Here is a 17,650-nt window from a genome sequence, read left to right as displayed (position 1 = left end):
GCCGGACAGACACGTGAGGTGCTGGAAGGACCCATCTTGGCAGTCTCCCGCCAGACCAGTTCCACGGCCGGAATCCCCGGTGCATCGCATCGTTATTCGTTCGCGAAGATCGATGCGCCGATGGATATTCCCGGTCTTCTCGACGTTCAGCGAGACTCTTTCGCCTGGCTCGTCGGCACGCCGGAGTGGCGTGCCCGCCAGCAGGCGGAGGCCGGGGAAGGTGTACGTATCACCTCCGGTCTCGAAGAGATCCTCGAGGAGCTGTCCCCTGTCGAGGACTACTCCGAGAACATGTCCCTGACCCTGTCCGAGCCGCGCTTCGACGACGTGAAGAACACGATCGACGAGTGCAAGGACAAGGACATCAACTACTCCGCGCCGCTCTACGTGACCGCGGAGTTCACCAACGCCCTGTCCGGCGAGATCAAGAGCCAGACCGTCTTCATCGGTGATTTCCCGATGATGACCGACAAGGGCACGTTCATCATCAACGGCACCGAGCGTGTCGTGGTGTCTCAGCTGGTCCGCTCCCCGGGCGTGTACTTCGAGGAGTCCATCGACGCCTCCACCGAGCGTCCGCTCCACGCCGTCAAGGTGATCCCGTCGCGCGGTGCGTGGCTGGAGTTCGACGTCGACAAGCGGGACACGGTCGGTGTCCGCATCGACCGCAAGCGGCGTCAGCCGGTCACCGTGCTGCTCAAGGCCCTCGGTCTGACCAGCGAGGAGATCACGGAGCGCTTCGGCTTCTCCGAGATCATGATGAGCACGCTGGAGAAGGACGGCGTCGCCAACACCGACGAGGCCCTCCTCGAGATCTACCGCAAGCAGCGGCCGGGCGAGTCGCCGACCCGCGACTCGGCGCAGGCACTGCTGGAGAACAGCTTCTTCAAGCCGAAGCGTTACGATCTGGCGAAGGTCGGCCGGTACAAGGTCAACCGCAAGCTCGGCCTCGACGAGGCCTCGACGACGATGACGCTGACCGAGCAGGACATGCTCACCACCATCGAGTACCTGGTGCGCCTCCACGCCAACGAGCGGACGATGACGTCCCCGGACGGCACCGAGATCCCGCTGGGCACCGACGACATCGACCACTTCGGCAACCGTCGCCTGCGTACGGTCGGCGAGCTGATCCAGAACCAGATCCGGGTCGGCCTGTCCCGTATGGAGCGTGTCGTGCGTGAGCGCATGACCACGCAGGACGCCGAGTCGATCACCCCGACCTCGCTGATCAACGTCCGCCCGGTCTCCGCGGCCATCCGCGAGTTCTTCGGCACCTCCCAGCTGTCCCAGTTCATGGACCAGAACAACTCGCTGTCGGGTCTGACCCACAAGCGTCGTCTGTCCGCCCTGGGCCCGGGTGGTCTGTCCCGTGAGCGCGCCGGCCTCGAGGTCCGCGACGTCCACGCCTCCCACTACGGCCGCATGTGCCCGATCGAGACTCCTGAGGGCCCGAACATCGGCCTGATCGGTAACCTCTCGACCTACGCACGGGTCAACCCGTTCGGTTTCATCGAGACCCCGTACCGCCGTGTCGAGGACTGCCGGCCCACCGACCAGGTGGACTACCTCACCGCGGACGAGGAGGACCGCCACATCATCGCCCAGGCGAAGACCGAGGTCGGCGAGGACGGTCTGTTCACCGACGACCAGATCGAGGTCCGGCTGGGTGGCGGCGACGTCGAGATGGTCCCGGCCGCCCAGGTCGACTACATGGACGTGTCCCCCCGGCAGATGGTCTCCGTGGGTACCGCCATGATCCCGTTCCTCGAGCACGACGACGCGAACCGTGCCCTCATGGGTGCGAACATGCAGAAGCAGGCTGTGCCGCTGCTGCGCGCCGAGGCCCCGTACGTCGGCACCGGTATGGAGCTGCGCTCCGCCTACGACGCCGGCGACGTCATCATCACCCCGAAGGCCGGTGTGATCGAGTCCGTGTCCGCGGACTACATCACGGTCATGGACGACGACGGTGTCCGTGACACCTACGTCCTGCGCAAGTTCGAGCGCACGAACCAGGGCACCTGCTACAACCAGACCCCGCTGGTCGACCAGGGACAGCGTGTCGAGGCCGGCCAGGCCATCGCCGACGGTCCCGGTACCCACAACGGCGAGATGTCGCTCGGCCGCAACCTGCTGGTCGCCTTCATGCCGTGGGAGGGCCACAACTACGAGGACGCGATCATCCTCAACCAGCGCGTCGTCGAGGAGGACCTCCTCACCTCGATCCACATCGAGGAGCACGAGATCGACGCGCGCGACACCAAGCTCGGCCCGGAGGAGATCACCCGGGACATCCCGAACGTCGGTGACGACGTGCTCGCCGACCTGGACGACCGCGGCATCATCCGCATCGGCGCCGACGTCCGCGACGGCGACGTCCTGGTCGGCAAGGTCACCCCGAAGGGCGAGACCGAGCTGACCCCGGAGGAGCGACTGCTGCGCGCCATCTTCGGCGAGAAGGCCCGCGAGGTCCGCGACACCTCCATGAAGGTGCCCCACGGTGAGACCGGCAAGGTCATCGGCGTCCGCGTGTTCTCCCGCGAGGACGATGACGACCTGGCGCCCGGCGTCAACCAGATGGTCCGCGTCTACGTCGCCCAGAAGCGCAAGATCCAGGACGGCGACAAGATGGCCGGCCGCCACGGCAACAAGGGTGTCGTGGGCAAGATCCTGCCGCAGGAGGACATGCCCTTCCTGCCGGACGGCACCCCGGTCGACTTCATCCTGAACACCCACGGCGTCCCGCGCCGTATGAACATCGGTCAGGTCCTCGAGACCCACCTCGGCTGGCTCGCCAAGTACGGCTGGCACGTCGACACGGACTCCGACGACCCGAAGGTCAAGGCCATGCTGGAGACCCTGCCGGAGGACCTCTACGACGTCCCCGCCGAGTCCCTGGTCGCCACCCCGGTGTTCGACGGTGCCGAGAACGAGGAGATCTCGGGTCTCATCCAGTCGGTCAACGCGAACGCCGACGGTGAGCAGATGATCGACGAGCACGGCAAGGCGGTGCTCATCGACGGTCGTTCCGGCGAGCCCTTCCCGTACCCGGTCTCGGTCGGCTACAAGTACATGCTGAAGCTGCACCACCTCGTCGACGAGAAGATCCACGCCCGGTCCACCGGTCCGTACTCCATGATCACCCAGCAGCCGCTCGGTGGTAAGGCACAGTTCGGTGGCCAGCGCTTCGGTGAGATGGAGGTGTGGGCCATGCAGGCCTACGGCGCCGCCTACACCCTGCAGGAGCTGCTCACCATCAAGTCGGACGACGTGGTCGGCCGTGTGAAGGTGTACGAGGCCATCGTGAAGGGCGAGAACATCCCGGACCCGGGCATCCCCGAGTCCTTCAAGGTTCTCCTCAAGGAGCTGCAGTCGCTCTGCCTCAACGTCGAGGTCCTCGCCGCCGACGGCACGCCGATGGAACTGAGCTCGACGGACGACGACGAGCTCGACCACGCCAACGCCGCCCTGGGCATCAACCTGTCCCGCGACGAGCGTCCGGACGCAGACAGCGACGTGGTCTAGGCACGGTAGAACCACCCAGACACTGACGACACTGACCCAATTTCACCGCACTACCACCCTCCGCACTGGCGGAGGGGAAAGGGAGTCCACGTGCTGGACGTCAACTTCTTTGACGAGCTCCGCATCGGTCTCGCCACCGCCGACGACATCCGTCGGTGGTCCCACGGCGAGGTCAAGAAGCCTGAGACCATCAACTACCGCACCCTGAAGCCCGAGAAGGACGGCCTGTTCTGCGAGCGCATCTTCGGCCCGACCCGGGACTGGGAGTGTGCCTGCGGCAAGTACAAGCGGGTCCGCTACAAGGGCATCATCTGTGAGCGCTGCGGCGTCGAGGTGACCAAGTCGAAGGTCCGCCGTGAGCGGATGGGCCACATCGAGCTGGCCGCCCCGGTCACCCACATCTGGTACTTCAAGGGCGTCCCGTCGCGCCTCGGCTACCTGCTGGATCTGGCGCCGAAGGATCTCGAGAAGATCATCTACTTCGCCGCGAACATCATCACCTCGGTGGATGAGGAGGGTCGTCACAACGACCAGTCCACCCTCGAGGCCGAGATGCTGCTGGAGAAGAAGGAGGTGGAGAACGACCGCGACGCGGAGCTGCAGGAGCGCTCCGAGAAGCTCGAGGGCGATCTCGCCGAGCTCGAGGCCGCCGGCGCCAAGGCCGACGCCAAGCGCAAGGTGCAGACCTCCGCGGAGCGCGAGATGCGCCACATCCGCGAGCGCGCCGAGCGCGAGGTCGAGCGCCTCGACGAGATCTGGAACACCTTCGTCAAGCTCGCCCCGAAGCAGATGATCGCCGACGAGGGCATCTACAACGAGCTCGTCGACCGCTACGAGGACTACTTCACCGGCGGCATGGGCGCGGAGGCCATCCAGACGCTCATCCGCTCCTTCGACCTCGAGGCCGAGGCCGAGTCCCTGCGCGAGACCATCCGCGACGGCAAGGGCCAGAAGAAGCTGCGCGCCCTCAAGCGCCTGAAGGTCGTCGCCGCGTTCCTCCGCTCGGGCAACGACCCGGCCGGCATGGTGCTGGACGCCGTCCCGGTGATCCCGCCGGAGCTGCGTCCGATGGTGCAGCTCGACGGTGGCCGTTTCGCGACCTCCGACCTCAACGACCTCTACCGTCGTGTGATCAACCGCAACAACCGCCTCAAGCGCATGCTCGACCTCGGCGCCCCCGAGATCATCGTGAACAACGAGAAGCGCATGCTGCAGGAGTCGGTGGACGCGCTGTTCGACAACGGTCGCCGTGGCCGTCCGGTCACCGGTCCGGGCAACCGCCCGCTGAAGTCCCTGTCCGACCTGCTCAAGGGCAAGCAGGGCCGCTTCCGCCAGAACCTGCTCGGTAAGCGCGTGGACTACTCCGGTCGTTCCGTGATCATCGTCGGCCCGCAGCTGAAGCTGCACCAGTGCGGTCTGCCGAAGCAGATGGCGCTCGAGCTGTTCAAGCCGTTCGTCATGAAGCGTCTGGTCGACAAGCAGTACGCCCAGAACATCAAGTCCGCCAAGCGGATGGTGGAGCGCCAGCGCCCCGAGGTGTGGGACGTGCTCGAGGACGCGATCTCCGAGCACCCCGTGATGCTGAACCGTGCACCTACCCTGCACCGCCTCGGCATCCAGGCCTTCGAGCCGATCCTCGTCGAGGGCAAGGCCATCCAGCTGCACCCGCTGGCGTGTGAGGCCTTCAACGCCGACTTCGACGGTGACCAGATGGCCGTCCACCTGCCGCTGTCGGACGAGGCGCAGGCCGAGGCCCGCATCCTCATGCTCGCCTCGAACAACATCCTGTCCCCGGCCTCCGGTAAGCCGCTGGCCATGCCGCGTCTGGACATGGTGACCGGTCTGTACTTCCTGACCATGCCGAAGGGCCCCGACGAGATCGGTGGTCAGGGCCGCTACACCCCGGCCGACGAGAACGGTCCGGAGAAGGGCGTGTACTCGTCGCTGGCCGAGGCCATCATGGCCCGCGACCGCGGCGTCCTGGGTCTGCAGGCCCCGATCAAGGTGCGGATCAACCACCTGCGGCCGACCGCCGAGATCGAGGCCGAGCAGTTCCCCGACGGCTGGCAGAAGGGCCAGACCTGGCTGGCGCACACCACGCTGGGCCGCGTGCTCTTCAACGAGCTGCTGCCGTGGAACTACCACTTCGTCGACGGCGTGATGGCGAAGAAGCCGCAGGCCAAGATCATCAACGACCTGGCCGCGAACTACCCGATGATCACCGTCGCGCAGACGGTGGACAAGCTGAAGGAAGCCGGCTTCTACTGGGCGACCCGCTCGGGCGTGACGATCACGATGGACGACGTCCTCGTTCTCCCGAACAAGAAGGAGATCCTGGACCGGTACGAGCAGCGTGCCCGCGTCATCGAGAAGAAGATGGCCCGCGGCAAGATCAACGCCACGGAGCGCTACAACTCCCTGGTGGACCTGTGGAAGGAAGCCACCGACTTCGTCGGTGAGTCCGTCGAGAAGCTGTACCCGGACGACAACCCGATCCCGATGATCGTGAAATCGGGCGCGGCCGGCAACATGCGTCAGATCTGGACGCTGGCCGGTATGAAGGGCATGGTCACGAACTCGCGTGGTGACTACATCACCCGCCCGATCAAGACCTCCTTCCGTGAGGGCCTGTCCGTGCTGGAGTACTTCAACAACTCCCACGGTTCCCGTAAGGGTCTGGCCGACACGGCCCTGCGTACCGCCGACTCGGGTTACCTGACCCGTCGTCTGGTCGACGTCGCCCAGGACGTCATCGTCCGCGAGGACGACTGCGGTACCCGCGCCGGTGTCGTCATGCCGCTGTCCGAGCCCGTCCTCGACGCGGCCGGCGCGCCGACCGGCAAGTTCCGCCGTGCGGAGTTCGTCGAGACCGCCGTCCAGGGCCGCTTCCTGGCCGCGGACGCCGTGGACCCGGAGGGCAACGTGCTCATCGAGGCCGGTATCGACCTCGGTGACCCGGAGATCGACCGTCTCGTCGCCGCCGGCGTCCCGGAGGTGAAGGTCCGCTCCGTGATGACCTGCACCACCGCCACCGGCGTGTGCGCCACCTGCTACGGCCGTTCCATGGCCACCGGCAAGAAGGTGGACATCGGCGAGGCCGTCGGCATCGTCGCCGCCCAGTCGATCGGTGAGCCCGGTACCCAGCTGACCATGCGTACGTTCCACCAGGGTGGTGTCGGTGGCGACATCACCGGTGGTCTGCCGCGTGTCCAGGAGCTGTTCGAGGCCCGCGTCCCGAAGGCGAAGGCCCCGATCGCCTCCGTCGAGGGCAAGATCCGTATCGAGGACGATGACGCGTTCTACACGCTGTACATCATCCCCGACGACGGCTCCGACGAGGTCGTGTACGAGAAGCTGTCGAAGCGGCAGGGTCTCGCACTGGTCACCACCGACGGCTTCGAGCGTCAGCTGCGCGACGGCGATCACGTCTCGACCGGCCAGCAGCTGCTCAAGGGCGCTGCGGACCCGCACGAGGTGCTCCGCGTCCTGGGTCGTCGTGGCGTCCAGATCCACCTCATCAACGAGGTGCAGAAGGTCTACCGCGACCAGGGTGTGGCCATCCACGACAAGCACATCGAGATCATCGTGCGCCAGATGCTGCGCCGCGTGACCGTCATCGACTCCGGGTCGACCGAGTACCTGCCGGGTTCCCTCGTCGACCACGCCGATGCGGTAGCCGCCTCCAAGGAGGCCGTGCGCAACGGTGGTCGTCCGGTGGAGGTGCGTGCCGAGATCATGGGTATCACCAAGGCCTCGCTGGCCACGGATTCCTGGCTGTCGGCCGCCTCCTTCCAGGAGACGACCCGTGTGCTGACGGACGCCGCGATCAACAAGCGCTCCGACAAGCTCATCGGCCTCAAGGAGAACGTGATCATCGGTAAGCTGATCCCGGCCGGCACCGGTATCTCGCGGTACCGCAACATCTCGGTGGAGCCCACCGAGGAGGCCCGCGCCGCCGCCTACCAGCTGCCCAGCAGCTTCGGTGACGGCTTCTACGGGGACGACTCGTACGGCGAGTTCACCGGCGCGGCCGTGCCGCTCGACGACATGGACCTGTAAGGTCCACTGCCCCGCACGCCCGGCGTGCGCAGGGACCGGCCCGGATGTGTGAACGTCCGGCCCGGTTTCCCGCGCACGCCGGGCGTCGTCGTGTCTGCGACGGTCCGGTACGGCGCAGACACGAACAGTGTTCAGGTTCCGACGTTCCGGGACCACCTCGCAGGACGGCTCACCGTTTTCTCGGACCCGGGCAACCACGCCGGCATCATCGACGGCATCGGCCCGGCTCCGGGAACTCGGTGACCGTGCCGGTGCGCTGCTCGTCATCGACGACGCCTACGGTATCGGCACCGTCGGTGCGGACGGGCGGGGCTGTGCGACGGTGCCGCGCGGTGCCGCGATCCTGCGGGTGACGGTCATGGCGGGGCACACGTCCGCGCAGATCGCCGCGCTCGTCAGGGCCCTGGAACGGCACGTCAAGGATTTGGTTCCGGGCGGCGTGTCGGGTAGTGTCCGGTAACAGTCCCCGTATCAGGACGCATCCGGTGGTCGAGAGACCATGCGACCCCTGGGTCGCCAACGAAAGTGCGCAGGATGAACTTTACCCCGTAAGCCAGCGAGAGCGGCTGACGGGTTTACGCACGTTCAAAGCAGATTCGCCCGAACGCAGGGAGAGGTCAGCCGCCCGGTGGTCGCCGGTGCCGGGTGGCGAGCAGTACCCATCGCAACGAACAGAAAGTCGGTTTATGCCTACTATCCAGCAGCTGGTCCGCCAGGGCCGCCACGACAAGACCCGCAAGGTCTCCGCGGCCGCCCTGAAGGGCTCCCCGCAGCGTCGTGGCGTGTGCACCCGCGTGTACACCACGACCCCGAAGAAGCCGAACTCCGCCCTGCGTAAGGTCGCGCGTGTGCGTCTGACCTCCGGCATCGAGGTCTCGGCCTACATCCCCGGTGAGGGTCACAACCTCCAGGAGCACTCCATGGTCCTCGTCCGCGGTGGCGGCGTGAAGGACCTCCCGGGTGTCCGGTACAAGATCATCCGCGGCGCCCTCGATACCCAGGGTGTCAAGGATCGTAAGCAGGCCCGTTCCCGCTACGGCGTGAAGAAGGAGAAGTAAACAATGCCGCGTAAAGGTCCCGCACCCGCACGTCCCGTCGTCAAGGATCCGGTCTACGACGACGTCATCGTCTCCCAGCTCGTGAACAAGGTTCTGCTGGACGGCAAGAAGTCCACCGCCGAGCGCATCGTCTACGGCGCCCTGGAGATCTGCCGCGAGAAGACCGGCACCGACCCGGTCCTCACCCTGAAGAAGGGTCTCGACAACGTCAAGCCGGCCCTCGAGGTCCGCTCCCGCCGCGTCGGTGGCGCCACCTACCAGGTGCCGATCGAGGTCCGCCCGGGCCGTGCCACGACCCTGGCCCTGCGTTGGCTCGTCACCTTCACCCGCCAGCGTCGTGAGAACACCATGACCGAGCGGCTCGCCAACGAGATCCTGGATGCCTCCAACGGTCTCGGTGCCTCCGTGAAGCGCCGTGAGGACACCCACAAGATGGCCGAGGCCAACCGCGCCTTCGCCCACTACCGCTGGTAACACACCGACCTTAAGGAATCACAGTGGCACAAGAAGTCCAGAAGGACCTCCACAAGGTCCGCAACATCGGCATCATGGCGCACATCGATGCCGGTAAGACCACGACGACCGAGCGTTTCCTCTACTACACCGGTATCAACCGGAAGGTCGGCGAAACCCACGACGGCGCCTCCACCACCGACTGGATGGAGCAGGAGAAGGAGCGTGGTATCACCATCACCTCCGCCGCCGTCACCTGTTTCTGGCACGAAAACCAGATCAACATCATCGACACCCCCGGCCACGTCGACTTCACCGTCGAGGTCGAGCGCTCCCTGCGTGTCCTCGACGGCGCTGTCGCCGTCTTCGACGGCAAGGAGGGCGTCGAGCCCCAGTCCGAGCAGGTCTGGCGCCAGGCCGACAAGTACGACGTCCCGCGCATCTGCTTCGTCAACAAGATGGACAAGCTGGGCGCCGACTTCTACTTCACGGTCCAGACGATCATCGACCGTCTCGGTGCGAAGCCGCTCGTCATGCAGCTCCCGATCGGTGCCGAGGATGACTTCGACGGTGTCGTCGACCTCGTCAACATGAACGCCATCACCTGGCGCGGCAAGGTCGAGGTCGGCGCCGAGCCGACCATCGAGGAGATCCCCGCGGACCTGGCCGACAAGGCCGCCGAGTACCGCGAGAAGCTGCTCGAGACCGTCGCCGAGTCCGACGAGGCCCTCATGGAGAAGTACTTCTCCGGTGAGGAACTCTCCGTCGACGAGATCAACGCCGCGATCCGCAAGATGACGGTCGCCTCCGAGATCTACCCGGTCTTCTGTGGTACCGCCTACCACAACAAGGGCATCCAGCCGCTGATCGACGCGGTCGTCGCCTACCTGCCGAGCCCGCTCGACGTCGAGGCCATCGAGGGCCACAAGCCCGGCCACGAGGACGTCGAACTGTCCCGCAAGCCCAGCGACAAGGAGCCGTTCTCGGCCCTGGCGTTCAAGATCGCCGCGCACCCGTTCTTCGGCAAGCTCACCTTCGTCCGTGTCTACTCCGGCACGGCGGAGCCCGGTGACCAGGTCCTCAACGCCGTCACCGGCAAGAAGGAGCGCATCGGCAAGCTCTTCCAGATGCACGCCAACAAGGAGAACCCGGTCGAGAAGGCGCACGCCGGCAACATCTACGCCTTCATCGGTCTCAAGGAGACCACCACGGGTGACACGCTCTGTGACATCCAGGACCCGATCCTGCTGGAGTCCATGGACTTCCCGGAGCCGGTCATCAAGGTGTCCATCGAGCCGAAGTCGAAGGCCGACCAGGAGAAGCTGGGTGTCGCCATCCAGCGCCTGACCGAAGAGGACCCGACCTTCACGGTGAACCTCGACGAGGAGACCGGCCAGACCATCATCGGTGGTATGGGTGAGCTGCACCTCGACGTGTTCGTCGACCGTATGAAGCGCGAGTTCAAGGTCGAGGCCAACGTCGGTAACCCGCAGGTCGCGTACCGCGAGACGATCCGCAAGCCCGTCGAGAAGGTCGAGTTCACCCACAAGAAGCAGACGGGTGGCTCCGGCCAGTTCGCGAAGGTCATCATCGGCATCGAGCCCTACGCGCCGGACCCGGCCGAGCTCGAGGAGGGCGAGGACCCGAGCTACAAGTTCGTCAACGCCGTCACCGGTGGCCGCATCCCCCGCGAGTACATTCCCTCGGTGGACGCCGGTATCCAGGACGCCATGCAGTACGGCTACCTCGCCGGCTACCCGCTGGTGAACATCAAGGCCACCCTGATCGACGGTGCCTACCACGAGGTCGACTCCTCCGAGATGGCGTTCAAGATCGCCGGCTCGCAGGCCCTCAAGGAGGCCGTCGGCAAGGCCAAGCCGGTCCTGCTCGAGCCGCTGATGGCCGTCGAGGTCACCACGCCCGAGGAGTTCATGGGCGAGGTCATCGGCGACATCAACTCCCGCCGCGGTCAGATCTCCTCCATGGAGGACCGTTCGGGCGCCAAGGTCGTCAAGGGCAAGGTCCCGCTGTCGGAGATGTTCGGTTACGTCGGTGACCTGCGGTCGAAGACCCAGGGTCGCGCGAACTACACCATGATCTTCGACTCCTACGGCGAGGTTCCCTCGAGCGTCGCCCAGGAGATCATCGCGGAGCGCAACGGCACCGCCTAGCGTCCCCGCACCCGACTTCGCGGGGCGCCTCCGGCGCCCCGCGGGGTAGGGGCCAGTTCTCGGTATCGTGACAGCATGCCCCGGTTTTTCACCGGCAGGCAAAGTGCGTTAGGATGCTGGGTGCTGGCCGTTACCCAGCAGCAGCGTGTCCAGAGTGACCGACCTCGGTCGACCTGGCAGGTTCGGGTACCACCGGCCGACACACACGCTGACCGATGCTGTAATCGGCGCAAGAAAGACCCGGAACCGGCCGCCGCATCCGGCGGCGAACCCGGTCCCGGGGGTTAAATAACGTGGTCGCGAGAGTCGTGGCCACCGAGAAGTCCAGGAGGACACACAGTGGCGAAGGCTAAGTTCGAGCGCACGAAGCCCCACGTTAACATCGGCACCCTCGGTCACGTCGACCACGGCAAGACCACGACGACCGCCGCCATCACCAAGGTTCTGGCTGACACCTACCCGGAGCTCAACAAGGCCTTCGCCTTCGACGCCATCGACAAGGCGCCGGAGGAGCGGGAGCGCGGCATCACGATCAACATCTCCCACGTGGAGTACCAGACCGAGAAGCGCCACTACGCCCACGTGGACGCCCCGGGTCACGCCGACTACATCAAGAACATGATCACCGGTGCCGCCCAGATGGACGGTGCGATCCTCGTCGTGGCCGCCACCGACGGCCCGATGCCGCAGACCCGTGAGCACGTCCTCCTGGCCCGCCAGGTCGGCGTCCCCTACATCCTCTGCGCCCTGAACAAGTGCGACATGGTCGAGGACGAGGAGCTCATCGAGCTCGTCGAGATGGAGGTCCGCGAGCTCCTCGCCGAGCAGGACTACGATGAGGACGCCCCGATCGTCCGCATCTCCGCTCTGAAGGCCCTCGAGGGCGACCCGAAGTGGGTCCAGTCGATCCTGGACCTCATGAAGGCCTGCGACGAGTCCATCCCGGACCCGGTGCGCGAGACCGACAAGCCGTTCCTCATGCCGATCGAGGACATCTTCACCATCACCGGCCGCGGCACCGTCGTGACCGGTCGTGTGGAGCGCGGCTCCCTCGCCGTCAACGACGAGGTCGAGATCATCGGTATCCGCGAGAAGTCCACCAAGACCACCGTCACCTCCATCGAGATGTTCAACAAGCTGCTGGACTCCGCTGAGGCCGGCGACAACGCCGCTCTGCTGCTGCGTGGTCTGAAGCGCGAGGACGTCGAGCGCGGCCAGGTCGTCGCCAAGCCCGGCGCCTACACGCCTCACTCCGAGTTCGAGGGTTCCGTCTACGTCCTGTCCAAGGACGAGGGCGGCCGTCACACCCCGTTCTTCAACAACTACCGTCCGCAGTTCTACTTCCGCACCACCGACGTCACCGGCGTCGTCACGCTGCCGGAGGGCACCGAGATGGTCATGCCGGGCGACAACGTCGACATGCACGTCGAGCTGATCCAGCCCGTCGCCATGGACGAGGGCCTGCGCTTCGCTATCCGCGAGGGTGGCCGCACTGTCGGCGCCGGCCGGGTCACCAAGATCATCAAGTAATGATGTGACCCCGGTCGCCGTCCTACGGCACCGACCGCACCGCCTCTTCCCCGGGTCCGTCCCGGGGGAGGGGCGGTGTTTTCGTCGTATGCGGCGGGGCGGCGGCGAGGCAGGCACGTCCCCGGTGCCGTCGTCCGGGCCAGCCGGACTATGCGCCGACATTCCGGCCGGACGCCGGCAGGGGGACGCCGGATTGTCGGCGCAAAGTCGACTGCGGCGACGTGGCAGGGGAGGAACCAGCGCGGTCGCCGTCGCGGCAGCACCACCCGGGCCTCCGTGCGCCAGTCAGCCCCGGACACTCGACGACGGTGGCGGACCGGAGTCCGCCGCCGTCGGGGGCGGGGGAGAGGGGGAGAGAAGGAGAAGCGAGGGCGAGAGGGGAGCGGGTCAGCGCCCGCGCTGGACCTGCTCGACCTGGAGGATGAACCGGGGGCGGACCGGCGAGCCGGGCAGGGACTCGGCGATGTCCTGGGCGGCCCGGTTACAGGCCGCATGGATCCGACGGATATCGGATTCTGCGGGGATACGCACCCGGATCTCGATGACCTGGGTGCTGCGGTCCTCCACCGCCCGGTAGCTGGTGGACCGGACATCGGGCACGGTTTCGATGGTCTGGGCGACGGCCGAGGCGACATCGGCCGGATGGACCGTGATGACGCCCGTGGTGCCGGAGGTCGGGGAGACGATCCGGTGCAGCCGCTTCCGCTCGATGTTCACCGCCAGCAGGACGATGCCGATGAGGAAGAGCACCACCGCCGTCCCGGTGAGGATCGTCCGGTAGTTGTCCCGGTCGGGGAGGCCCCGCCAGAAGGACCGGTCGGCGTAGTCACCGACGGTGTGCGCGGCGGGCAGGTCCAGTGCCAGGCAGATCCCCCAGGTCGCCAGGGCGGCGAAGATGAGGAACAGCAGGAAGGTGATGATGCGGTCGAAGGCCGCTTTGCCTCGGTTCATGACCGGCCTCCTGTCGAGGCGGGATCACCGTGGGTCAGTTTGACGGCGACGTCCGGGGACTCGTCGACCAGTTCGGCTATGGACCGGGCGGCCGCGGTGACCCGGTCGATGAGCTGGGCGTGCTCGTCGGCGGCAGCCGCGGTGACGACCGTGACGGTGATCCGCTTGCGGGTGGTGACGGTCGTTGCGCGCAGGACGCCGGGCACCCGCTCGACCGTCGCTGTGGTGAGGCGCGCGAGGTCGACCGGGCGGGCGAAGACCTGTGGGGCGTCGTCTCCGGCACCGGTGAGGGCCATGTGCGTTTTCGCCCGGGGCCGGACGGTGACGATGAGGAAGATGAGTGCGACGACCGCGCAGCCGATCGCGGCGGGCAGCATCCAGTCGCGGTAGCTCAGATCGGCGAGCCAGTTCAGGGCGGGCGTGAGCCAGCGTCCACTGTCGACGGTCCCGTTGTCAACGAGAATCTCCCGGACGACCACGGCGCCGGCGGCGAGGAAGCCGAGGGCGAGCAGCAGCGTCCACCAGCGGGCCAGCGGGGACCGGGCGGGTTCCGGGGCGGTGACGGTGCTGCCGTCACCGGCGTTGACGGCGACGTCGGAGGTCACGGAGAGATCGGCGGCGAAGCGGCCGGAGGACGGGGGACGTACCGGGGTGCTCACGAGTCCTGCTCCTTCCTGACGGTGACGGGGATCCGCGGGTGTCGACGGACCGTGACGGGACGCAGTCCGCGCCGCCGGACCTGCGGGAAGACCGTCAACGGCAGGCCGCGCGGAGTGGGGATGTTCTCGACCGGGAGGCCACGGGGCGTCGGGATGTTACGCAGCGGCGGCGGCGGGGGAGTGGGCACCGGGGTGAGGGTCGGCGCCACCGGGGGCGGCGGTGCCGTCACCGGGGTGCGCCACACCTCGACCGGGGCCAGCGGCACCGGCGGGGGCGCGACCGGCCGGGCGACGTGCGGGTGACCGACGACCTGTATTCCCTCGATCACCGGCGGCGGCGGAGGGCCGATGTGGACGACCTTCGGTGCGACGGGCGGCTGGACGTGCACGACAGGCGGGGTGACCGGCGGTGCGACATGGGCGACGGGCGCCGGGACCGGCGGGTGGACGTGGCGCACCGGCGGCGGTGGCGGTGCACTGACGGAGACCGGGGCGGGCCGTCGGACCGCCCGGGGGTGGACGACGTCGGGGTGCGGCGGGACGCCCGGGTGGCGGAGCCGGTCGGCGATGCGGCCGGCAGGTGCGGTCACGGGAGACACGGCCAGGGGGGTGGCGGTGACCGGTGTGAGCAGCGGGGTGCGCGGTGCCTCGCGCAGGTCCTGGATCGTCACCCGTCCGGACGCCGGGTCGTCGGTGGGGACGACGGCGGCGACCTCGACGTTGACGGCGAGGACCGGCACTCCGGTGGAGTGCTCGATCCACTCGGCCACCGTCTCGCGCGCCACCTGGGCGACAGCGACGACAGGTCCGGGCCAGGCCACCGCGAGCTGGGCGTCCACCGTGGCGGAGCGGCCCTGACTGTCCATCCGGACGGCGATCCTCGGCAGCCGTCGACCCGTGAGTTTCCCGATTCCGCTGGAGTGCACGATGACGCCCGGTACCGACAGTGCGGCACGGACGCCGGTCTTCTCGAGCACGCGTGTCTCGATCCGGACGTGCTTCCGCTGGTTCTCGTAGGCCGCGGCGCGCGGCAGCTCGGCCGCGACGTCGGTGCCGTCGGTGCCGCCGGTGGTGCCCGCGGCGTCCGGTACAGGGGTCCCGTTCATCGTCGCCGTCAGCCCCGTCCGCGCTTACCGGACCGGACCACCGACCGCAGGTCGATGAGGCCCTCGACGTGTGCGCCGACCACGCCGCCGACGCCGCAGAGGACGAGGACGACGAGGAAGCCGGTCAGTCCCTGCCAGAGGGCCCCGACAGCGAGCAGGAAGCCGGCGAGCACCCCGAGGATTGTCGCGTACTTCATGGTGTCCCTCATTTCCTGGTGGTGTCTGTGTACCGGCGGGCGCCGGGGAAGTGCTTGGGGAGATGCTCCCGGACGCTGCGGGTGGCGGAACCGACGACCTTCTCCGCCATCCGGCGGGCCCGGCGCAGCGTCGGCTGGAACGTCTCGGTGCGACGGATGAACTCCTCGGCGTAGTGCTCGGCGAGGTCGGTGGCCTGTCGGGCGACATCGTCGGGGACGAACCCGGGCAGCTTCACGTCGTCGAAACCGGCACGGATGCCCTCCCGGGTCCGCGAGCGCCGGGACCACCGGGCGTCGAGGTCCGCGAGTGCGGCGATGAGCTGTTCGTCCGAACCTCCCCGGTCGGGATGGTTCTCCCGGATGATCTGCCGGCGGAGCCGGACGTACTCCGGGTCGGAGCGGAAGTCGGTCATGATCGGTTACCTGTCCCTGTCACCGGGTTACTGGACGCGCGGGGCCTTCGCCGGCTCCGCGTCCTCCTCCGCCTCGTCGTCCTCCGGCAGGTGCACGTCGTGGACGGTCACGTTGACCTCGGTGACCTCCAGCCCGGTCATCTCCTCGACGGAGATGATGATGTTGCGGCGGATGGCCTCGGCGAGCTCGTGGATGGCGACGCCGTACTCGGCGACGATCGAGATGTCGACGGCGGCCTGCCGGTCGCCGACCTCGACGGAGATGCCCTGCTGGACGTTGACCCGGCCACCCGGGATCCGCTCCCGCAGCGCGCCGATCGCGCGGGCGGTGGAACCGCCGAGCCCGTGGACGCCGGTGACCTCACGGGCCGCCATGCCCGCGATCTTGGAGACGACGACATCGGCGACGGAGGTCCGGCCGTGGTCGGTGAAGAGTTCGGAGTCGGTCGTGGAACCGGTCGCAGCGCCGGTGGCGGACTCAGGGACCGCCGGGGTGCCGGTGGAGGCCCGGACGGTGTCCCGGTTCCCGGCGTCGGTGCCGGCGTCGCTGCCGGAGCCGGAGTTCTGGCTGTCGCTCATGTCTGTGTCTCCTTACTGGGACGGGCAGGTGGTGGGCCCCATGGTAGACGAACAGCCGGACGCGAACGGCGCGGCTGACGGGTGTGACGGAAAACACCGTCACCCCGGCTTCGCGGCGTCCCGCCGGGTTTTGCGGGACGGCGTCCGACGTGGTTAAATAACTCCCGTTGCTTTGACACGGCATCTGCGCGCCCACCCCGGTGGACGCAAGATGACGCCGGTGGTGAAGCGAGCATGAACCATCTTGGGTGGGCTCCGGCTCACCGGGACGGTACCTGCGTGGCCCGGATCCGTATCCGGGCTGCGGGGTCCGGATGACGGGGCATGGCAAATAAACAGCGGCAGTAAGCGAAGGTCCCCACGCTAAGGGGGCTCTTCCCACGGACGGCTCGGGTGTCCCCCGGGTTCCGGTCACGAGGTTCAGCGGTGTCGGTGCGTTTGTCGCCCCGCCCCCGGATCTCACGGAACCTCGCAGGGACAACCACAGGTCATACGAACTGGCGACTGCGCCAGCCCACGAGGGCCGGACAGCGTTAACCAAGACATTGAAAAGTTCCCAAGCCGTCGAGACAGCACCACCTGGAGTGGTCTGCACCCGGCGGGACGGGGAGCGAGGAAGAGGACTAGCGTGGCGGGACAGAAGATCCGCATCAGGCTCAAGGCCTACGATCACGAGGCAATCGACGCTTCTGCCAAGAAGATCGTCGAGACGGTCACCCGTACCGGTGCCCGCGTGGTCGGCCCTGTGCCTCTGCCCACCGAGAAGAACGTGTACTGCGTCATCCGCTCGCCGCACAAGTACAAGGACTCGCGCGAGCACTTCGAGATGCGCACCCACAAGCGCCTGATCGACATTCTCGACCCGACGCCGAAGACCGTTGACGCTCTCATGCGCATCGATCTGCCGGCCAGCGTCGACGTGAACATCCAGTAGTCCCCCGTACTA

The 17,650-nt window shown here is 67.3% G+C and carries 14 protein-coding genes; 8 read left to right on the top strand and 6 right to left on the bottom strand.

From position 1 onward, the window contains the following. Window positions 1-18 precede the first annotated feature (18 nt). From rpoB to tuf, 7 genes are all read left to right on the top strand, one after another. The gene (gene rpoB, locus FSW06_RS07005) at window positions 19-3,528 is read left to right on the top strand and encodes a DNA-directed RNA polymerase subunit beta (RefSeq protein ID WP_010120808.1); all 3,510 of its coding nucleotides are present in this window, start codon (window positions 19-21) and stop codon (window positions 3,526-3,528) included. A gap of 90 nt (window positions 3,529-3,618) precedes the next feature. Next, entirely contained in the window at window positions 3,619-7,587 is a 3,969-nt protein-coding gene (locus FSW06_RS07000; protein WP_010120806.1) for a DNA-directed RNA polymerase subunit beta', read from the top strand. 127 nt (window positions 7,588-7,714) lie between these two features. After that, window positions 7,715-8,047: a hypothetical protein gene (locus FSW06_RS06995; RefSeq protein WP_010120804.1), complete on the top strand. Its 333-nt coding sequence runs from the start codon at window positions 7,715-7,717 to the stop codon at window positions 8,045-8,047. A gap of 226 nt (window positions 8,048-8,273) precedes the next feature. After that, window positions 8,274-8,645, top strand: a complete 372-nt coding sequence (gene rpsL / locus FSW06_RS06990; RefSeq protein WP_010120802.1) for a 30S ribosomal protein S12 — start codon at window positions 8,274-8,276, stop codon at window positions 8,643-8,645. A gap of 3 nt (window positions 8,646-8,648) precedes the next feature. Then, window positions 8,649-9,119 (top strand): 30S ribosomal protein S7, encoded by a 471-nt coding sequence (rpsG, locus tag FSW06_RS06985; protein WP_010120801.1) that lies wholly within the window; start codon window positions 8,649-8,651, stop codon window positions 9,117-9,119. 23 nt (window positions 9,120-9,142) lie between these two features. Then, window positions 9,143-11,269 carry an elongation factor G gene (gene fusA / locus FSW06_RS06980; protein ID WP_010120800.1) on the top strand — a complete coding sequence of 709 codons (2,127 nt, stop codon included), beginning with the start codon at window positions 9,143-9,145 and terminating at the stop codon, window positions 11,267-11,269. Between the two features lie 339 nt (window positions 11,270-11,608). Then, a complete protein-coding gene (tuf, locus tag FSW06_RS06975) occupies window positions 11,609-12,799 on the top strand; it encodes an elongation factor Tu (protein ID WP_010120799.1) in 1,191 nt (396 codons plus the stop codon). Window positions 12,800-13,186: 387 nt separating this feature from the next. On the opposite strand, the gene FSW06_RS06970 is transcribed toward tuf, so the two are convergent. Genes FSW06_RS06970 through FSW06_RS06945 form a run of 6 tightly spaced genes read right to left on the bottom strand, consistent with a single transcriptional unit; the run spans window position 13,187 to window position 16,704 of the window. Further along, the gene (locus tag FSW06_RS06970) at window positions 13,187-13,750 is read right to left on the bottom strand and encodes an Asp23/Gls24 family envelope stress response protein (protein WP_010120798.1); all 564 of its coding nucleotides are present in this window, start codon (window positions 13,748-13,750) and stop codon (window positions 13,187-13,189) included. Further along, complete coding sequence (locus FSW06_RS06965) at window positions 13,747-14,409, bottom strand: hypothetical protein (RefSeq protein ID WP_010120797.1); 663 nt, start codon at window positions 14,407-14,409, stop codon at window positions 13,747-13,749. The genes FSW06_RS06970 and FSW06_RS06965 overlap by 4 nt, the downstream gene beginning before the upstream one ends. Continuing rightward, entirely contained in the window at window positions 14,406-15,515 is a 1,110-nt protein-coding gene (locus tag FSW06_RS06960; protein ID WP_010120795.1) for an Asp23/Gls24 family envelope stress response protein, read from the bottom strand. Before FSW06_RS06960 ends, FSW06_RS06965 begins: the two co-directional genes overlap by 4 nt. An 8-nt stretch (window positions 15,516-15,523) precedes the next feature. Next, window positions 15,524-15,712 (bottom strand): hypothetical protein, encoded by a 189-nt coding sequence (locus FSW06_RS06955; RefSeq protein ID WP_010120793.1) that lies wholly within the window; start codon window positions 15,710-15,712, stop codon window positions 15,524-15,526. An 8-nt stretch (window positions 15,713-15,720) separates the two neighbouring features. Next, on the bottom strand, window positions 15,721-16,125 hold the full coding sequence (locus tag FSW06_RS06950; protein ID WP_010120792.1) for a hypothetical protein: 405 nt from the start codon (window positions 16,123-16,125) through the stop codon (window positions 15,721-15,723). A gap of 27 nt (window positions 16,126-16,152) precedes the next feature. Beyond that, a complete protein-coding gene (locus tag FSW06_RS06945) occupies window positions 16,153-16,704 on the bottom strand; it encodes an Asp23/Gls24 family envelope stress response protein (protein WP_010120791.1) in 552 nt (183 codons plus the stop codon). Window positions 16,705-17,332: 628 nt separating this feature from the next. Here FSW06_RS06945 and rpsJ point away from each other — a divergent pair. Next, on the top strand, window positions 17,333-17,638 hold the full coding sequence (gene rpsJ / locus FSW06_RS06940) for a 30S ribosomal protein S10 (RefSeq protein WP_010120790.1): 306 nt from the start codon (window positions 17,333-17,335) through the stop codon (window positions 17,636-17,638). Window positions 17,639-17,650 lie beyond the last annotated feature (12 nt).

Origin of the sequence: Corynebacterium nuruki S6-4 (assembly GCF_007970465.1) — a bacterium.
Lineage (GTDB): Bacteria > Actinomycetota > Actinomycetes > Mycobacteriales > Mycobacteriaceae > Corynebacterium > Corynebacterium nuruki.
The sequence above is the reverse complement of the archived record's forward strand: the minus strand, read 5'-3'. Positions and strand labels throughout refer to the sequence as shown.